The organism is Pseudalkalibacillus sp. JSM 102089, from assembly GCF_041366475.1.
Taxonomy (GTDB): Bacteria; Bacillota; Bacilli; order Bacillales; family Guptibacillaceae; genus Guptibacillus; species Guptibacillus hwajinpoensis_B.
On sequence record NZ_JBEWYW010000004.1, the window covers coordinates 357,399 to 363,494 of the forward strand.

The 6,096-nt window shown below is 41.9% G+C and carries 5 protein-coding genes; all 5 read left to right on the forward strand.

Features of this window, described 5'->3' with window-relative positions; all coding sequences use genetic code 11:
* Positions 1-2 precede the first annotated feature (2 nt).
* The 5 genes from buk to ABVF21_RS12535 all read left to right on the forward strand — a co-directional run bounded on the left by buk (position 3) and on the right by ABVF21_RS12535 (position 5,949).
* The gene (gene buk / locus ABVF21_RS12515; protein ID WP_303530719.1) at positions 3-1,109 is read left to right on the forward strand and encodes a butyrate kinase; all 1,107 of its coding nucleotides are present in this window, start codon (positions 3-5) and stop codon (positions 1,107-1,109) included.
* A gap of 78 nt (positions 1,110-1,187) precedes the next feature.
* Positions 1,188-2,609: a dihydrolipoyl dehydrogenase gene (lpdA, locus tag ABVF21_RS12520; RefSeq protein ID WP_371018275.1), complete on the forward strand. Its 1,422-nt coding sequence runs from the start codon at positions 1,188-1,190 to the stop codon at positions 2,607-2,609.
* Positions 2,610-2,637: 28 nt separating this feature from the next.
* Complete coding sequence (locus tag ABVF21_RS12525) at positions 2,638-3,630, forward strand: thiamine pyrophosphate-dependent dehydrogenase E1 component subunit alpha (protein WP_371018276.1); 993 nt, start codon at positions 2,638-2,640, stop codon at positions 3,628-3,630.
* Between the two features lie 12 nt (positions 3,631-3,642).
* The gene (locus ABVF21_RS12530; RefSeq protein WP_303530722.1) at positions 3,643-4,626 is read left to right on the forward strand and encodes an alpha-ketoacid dehydrogenase subunit beta; all 984 of its coding nucleotides are present in this window, start codon (positions 3,643-3,645) and stop codon (positions 4,624-4,626) included.
* Positions 4,627-4,653: 27 nt separating this feature from the next.
* Positions 4,654-5,949, forward strand: a complete 1,296-nt coding sequence (locus tag ABVF21_RS12535; protein WP_303530723.1) for a dihydrolipoamide acetyltransferase family protein — start codon at positions 4,654-4,656, stop codon at positions 5,947-5,949.
* Positions 5,950-6,096: the final 147 nt, after the last annotated feature.

A 6,096-nucleotide genomic window follows, 5' to 3' on the forward strand; every position in this document is an offset into this window, starting at 1 on the left:
GAGTGACAGATAAAGAATATCGACTTCTGGTAATCAACCCGGGATCAACATCGACTAAAATAGGTGTTTTTGATAATGAACGTGCCGTATTTGAGAAATCATTACGGCACGATACGGATGAGATTAATCAATACAAAACCATCATCGATCAGTATGAATTCAGAAAAAACACTATTCTTGAAGCGTTAGATGAAGAAGATATTAACATTTCGAGGTTATCAGCAGTAGTAGGCCGTGGTGGTTTGTTACGTCCCATTGAAGGGGGGACGTATTCAGTGAATGACATGATGCTCGAAGACCTTCGAAATGGTTTCTCAGGTGAACACGCTTCAAATTTAGGTGGAATTATTGCCTTTGAAATTGCTGAACAGCTAAATATTCCTTCATTTATTGTAGATCCTGTTGTTGTGGATGAGCTTCAAGATGTCGCCCGTCTTTCGGGAGTGCCTGAAATAGAGCGCAAAAGTATATTTCATGCCTTAAACCAAAAGGCTGTTGCTAGAAGAGTTGCATCCCAACTGAATACTAAATACGAAGAATTGAACCTTATCGTAACTCATATGGGTGGAGGGATTACGGTAGGCGCGCATCATAGAGGGAAAGTAATTGATGTGAATAATGGTTTGCATGGGGAAGGCCCTTTCTCACCTGAACGTGCCGGTACAGTTCCGGTAGGAGAATTAGTATCTATGTGCTTCTCCGGAGAATACTATGCAGATGAAATTATGAAGAAGCTCGTTGGACAAGCTGGTTACGTTGGTTATCTGGGGACGAATGATGCTGTGAAAGTAGAGCGGCAGATCAGCGAAGGTGATGAGAGAGCAAAGCTCGTTTTTGACGCAATGGCATATCAAGTAGCAAAAGAGATTGGTGCTGCTAGCGCTGTTCTTGCTGGAGAGGTCGATGCGATTGTATTAACGGGTGGACTAGCATATGGTAAGCAGTTTGTATCCCAAATAACAGATCAGATTAAGTGGATCGCTGACGTTATTGTCCATCCTGGAGAAAATGAGCTTCAGGCTTTAGCTGAAGGTGGATTACGGGTGTTGAGAAAAGAAGAAAAGGCAAAAGTATACCCTGTTTCTTCCGTAGAATCGACTGTCATATAATGGTTATTAACCTTTTGATATGACAGTTACGACCTTAACTGTAAAAGGGAATAAATTGTTCTATAAAGGAGAATTTGAATGGCTGAAGAATATGATCTCGTCATTATGGGTGGAGGTACTGGTGGCTATGTAGCCGCTATACGGGCTTCACAACTTGGTCTCAAAACGGCAATCGTTGAAAAACGTGAACTTGGTGGAACATGTTTGCATCGTGGATGTATTCCTAGTAAAGCATTGCTTCGAAGTGCTGAAGTGTATGCTACTGCTAAGCACGGTGAAGAATTTGGCGTTATGGCTAAAGAAATTGCGCTAGACTTTAAGAAAGTTCAAGAACGTAAACAAGGAATCGTTGACCAACTTCATAAAGGTGTTCAACACCTAATGAAGCAGGGGAAGATTGATGTATTTGAGGGCTTTGGTAGAATTCTTGGACCATCTATCTTTTCTCCAATGCCTGGTACGGTCTCAGTCGAGATGAATAACGGAGAAGAAAATGCAATGCTAATTCCCAAAAACGTTATTGTTGCAACTGGTTCTAAACCGCGTACGCTTCCAGGCCTTGAAGTAGATGGCGAATATATTATGACTTCTGATGAAGCGCTTCGTATGGAAAGTCTACCATCTTCGATCATCATTGTCGGCGGAGGCGTAATCGGGATTGAATGGGCTTCAATGCTTGTTGATTTTGGTGTAGACGTTACGGTTGTAGAATATGCGGATCGGATCGTACCAACAGAAGACAAGGATATTTCTAAAGAAGCGCATAAGCTTATGAAGAAAAAAGGAATCAAGCTTTTCACTGGAGCAAAGGTGATGGGGGATTCTCTTACAATAGATAATGGTGTCTCCATTAATGCTGAGCATGAAGGGGAAACCAAAACGTTTACTGCTGACAAAATGCTTGTATCAGTTGGGCGTGAGGCAAATGTGAAAAACATTGGACTTGAGAACACGACGATCGAGGTAGACAAGGGTGTCATCCAGACCAATGAATATTACCAAACGAAAGAATCTCATATTTATGCGATTGGTGATGTTATTGGAGGTATGCAGCTGGCTCACGTGGCTTCTCATGAAGGGATTACAGCCGTTGAACATTTAGCGGATCAAAATCCTGAACCAATTGATTACACAATGGTTTCTAGCTGCATTTATAGCAGTCCAGAAATGGCAAGTGTTGGCTTGACAGAAGATCAGGCAAAAGAGCAAGGTCATAATGTTAAGATTGGGAAATTCCCTTTTAAAGCGATTGGCAAAGCGCTTGTTTTTGGGGAGTCTGATGGTTTTGTGAAAATTGTAGCTGATGCTGATAACGAGGATCTCCTTGGCGTACATATGATAGGTCCTCATGTAACAGATATGATTTCGGAAGCTGGTCTTGCAAAAGTACTAGATGCTGCATCATGGGAAGTGGCACATACCATCCATCCTCACCCAACATTATCCGAGGCAATTGGTGAAGCTGCGCTTGCAGTGGATGGAAAAGCAATTCATTCTTAATAAATGTTATATAAGGAGGTAAAACATTATGGCTGAAAATCGTCATGAAGCATTAGGTCTCTCTGATGAAAGAGTGCTCGAAATGTTTGAAACAATGTTAATGGCTCGAAAAATTGATGAACGCATGTGGTTACTTAACCGAGCTGGGAAAATTCCATTTGTAATCTCTTGTCAAGGGCAGGAGGCCGCACAGGTAGGTTCTGCCTTTGCAATGGATCCTGAAAAAGATTTTGTCGCTCCTTATTATCGTGATATGGGAGTTGTCCTTGCGTTCGGTATGACTGCAAAAGACCTTATGCTATCTGGATTTGCGAAAGCAGAAGATCCAAACTCTGCAGGTCGTCAAATGCCTGGACACTTCGGACAGAAAAAGAATAATATTATTACTGGATCTTCTCCAGTAACAACGCAAGTCCCACATGCGGTAGGATTTGCTCTTGCGGGACGTATGGAAGGGAAAGACCTTGTTACATTCTGCTCATTCGGTGAAGGTTCATCGAACCAGGGGGATTTCCACGAAGCAGCAAACTTTGCTGGTGTTCATAAGTTACCAGTTCTATTCGTATGTGAAAACAATAAATATGCGATTTCAGTACCAGTTTCTAAGCAGTTAGCTTGTGAGAAGGTGTCAGACCGTGCCATCGGTTATGGTATGCCAGGAGTAACTGTTGATGGAAATGATCCACTTGCTGTATATGAAGCATCAAAAGAAGCAGTTGAAAGAGGACGTCGCGGTGATGGTCCAACATTAATTGAGACTGTTTCTTATCGTTTAACGCCTCACTCAAGTGATGACGACGATCGCGCCTATCGTACGCGTGAGGAAGTAGAAGAAGCTAAGAAAAAGGATGCGATCATTACCTTTGCAGCTTATTTAAAAGAGGTTGGCGTTCTAACAGATGAGATTGAAAAAGAAATTCACGACCGTGTTCAAAAAGAGGTCGATGAAGCAACAGAATACGCAGAAAATGCGGATTATGCACCTGCCGAAGATGCAATGAAGAATGTATACGCAGAGTAAGGGGGAACCATTATGCCAGTTATTTCATATATTCAATCGATAACCCAGGCCCTAAGAGAAGAAATGCAGCGCGATAAGAAAGTCTTTGTATTAGGTGAAGATGTAGGGGTACGAGGTGGAGTTTTCCGCGCTACTGACGGTTTGTATGATGAGTTTGGAGAACAACGAGTGATTGATACTCCACTTGCGGAGTCTGCTATCGCAGGCGTTGGTATCGGTGCTGCCATGTATGGGATGCGTCCTGTAGCTGAGATGCAGTTTGCTGATTTCATCATGCCTGCGGTCAATCAAATCGTATCAGAAGCGGCAAAAATTCGTTATCGTTCTAATAATGATTGGAGCTGTCCAATTACCATTCGTGCTCCGTATGGTGGTGGAGTACATGGTGCCCTTTATCATTCGCAATCTGTCGAAGCGCTTTTTGCTAATGTACCGGGACTTAAAATTGTTATGCCATCAACTCCTTACGATGCAAAAGGATTGCTAAAAGCAGCGATTCGTGATGACGATCCAGTTCTTTTCTTTGAGCATAAACGAGCTTATCGTTTGATTAAAGGACAGGTGCCTGAAGAAGAGTATACGCTTCCAATAGGAAAAGCGGATGTGAAGCGTGAGGGTGACGATATCACGGTTATTACATACGGTCTAAGCGTTCACTTTGCCCTTCAAGCTGCCGAGAAGCTTGAGAAAGACGGTATTTCTGCTCATATTCTTGATCTTCGAACAGTATACCCGCTTGATCGTGAAGCGATTGTAGAAGCGGCGAAGAAGACAGGAAAGGTTCTTCTTGTTACAGAGGATAATAAAGAAGGTAGCATTATTAGTGAAGTTTCAGCGATTATTGCGGAAGAGTGTCTTTTTGATCTTGACGCTCCAATTCAACGCCTTGCAGGACCTGATGTCCCAGCAATGCCGTATTCTCCTCCGATGGAGAAATATTTCATGTTAAATCCTGATAAAGTCGAGAAAGCGATGCGTGAATTAGCTGAATTTTAAACCGTGGGATGAATAGGAGGGATTAGAGTGGCAGTTGAAAAAATACTCATGCCCCAGTTGGGCGAGAGTGTCACAGAAGGTACAATTGAGAAATGGCTAGTTGAAGTTGGCGATACTGTTAATAAGTACGATCCAATTGCGGAAGTAAATACTGATAAAGTGAATGCGGAAGTTCCATCCTCTTATACAGGCGTAATTAAAGAGCTTGTAGCTGCAGAAGGCGATACGATTGAAGTAGGCGAACTGGTTTGCTATATCGATATTGAAGGTGGAGCATCAGAAGAAAAGCAAGAAGAATCTACTGGTCAAAAAGCGATAGAGAATATATCTGAAGATAAAAAAGATCAAGAAGAAGTAGAGCAGCCGATGAAACGTCGTTATTCACCAGCTGTTCTCCGTATGGCTCAGGAAAACAATCTTGATCTTGAACAAATAAGCGGTTCTGGTAAAGGTGGGCGAATTACCCGTAAAGATATCCAGAAGGTGATTGAGTCAGGTGAAATGCCAGCACCTAAAGAAGAACCTAAAGCTGTTAGCAAGAAGGAAGAGAAGAAAGAAGCTCCAAAAGCTCCAGTGAAAGAAACTTCTGAAGGAAAAGGAGCAGATGTTCCTGTAGCAGAAGGGGATATTGAAATTCCTGTTACCGGTGTTCGTCGTGCGATTGCCAACAATATGCTTCGCAGTAAGCATGAAGCGCCACATGCATGGACGATGATTGAAGTTGACGTAACGAATCTCGTTGAATATCGAAATGGGATAAAAGATGACTTTAAAAAGAAGGAAGGATATGGCTTAACATTCTTTGCGTTCTTTGTTAAAGCTGTCGTAGAAGCTCTGAAAGAATTCCCTCAAATGAATTCAATGTGGGCTGGCGATAAGATCGTTCAGAAAAAAGATATTAATATTTCTATTGCTGTAGGAACAGATGAATCTCTTTTCGTCCCTGTTATTAAAAATGCAGACGAAAAATCAATTAAAGGCATTGCTCGCGAAGTGAAAGAGCTTGCTCAAAAAGCGAAAACGGGTAAATTGAAGGGTGAAGAAATGCAGGGTGGAACATTCACTGTGAATAACACTGGATCTTTCGGCTCTGTTCAATCAATGGGGATCATAAACTATCCTCAAGCAGCTATTCTTCAAGTTGAGAGTATTGTGAAGCGTCCTGTAGTTATGAACAACGGTATGATTGCTGTTCGTGATATGGTTAACCTTTGCCTTTCTCTTGACCATAGAGTTCTAGATGGCATGATTTGCGGTAAGTTTCTTGCTCGGGTAAAAGAAAACCTAGAGACGATTTCAAAAGACAATACTTCCGTTTATTAAGAATTACAGCCGTCCCTACTTGATATGATCCCCTCATAGTAGACAGAAAAAAGAAAGCGCACTAAGCTGTCTATTATGGAGGGGATTTTTCTATGGGTAAAATTAATAAAACATATGATATTCAATTCAAGAAAAAAGCTGTAGATA

Bases quoted from the DNA above. Each gene is read 5' to 3' on its own strand.
- ABVF21_RS12525 (WP_371018276.1), top strand. From the start codon at position 2,638: ATGGCTGAAAATCGTCATGAAGCATTAGGTCTCTCTGATGAAAGAGTG.
- ABVF21_RS12530 (WP_303530722.1), top strand. From the start codon at position 3,643: ATGCCAGTTATTTCATATATTCAATCGATAACCCAGGCCCTAAGAGAA.
- lpdA (WP_371018275.1), top strand. From the start codon at position 1,188: ATGGCTGAAGAATATGATCTCGTCATTATGGGTGGAGGTACTGGTGGC.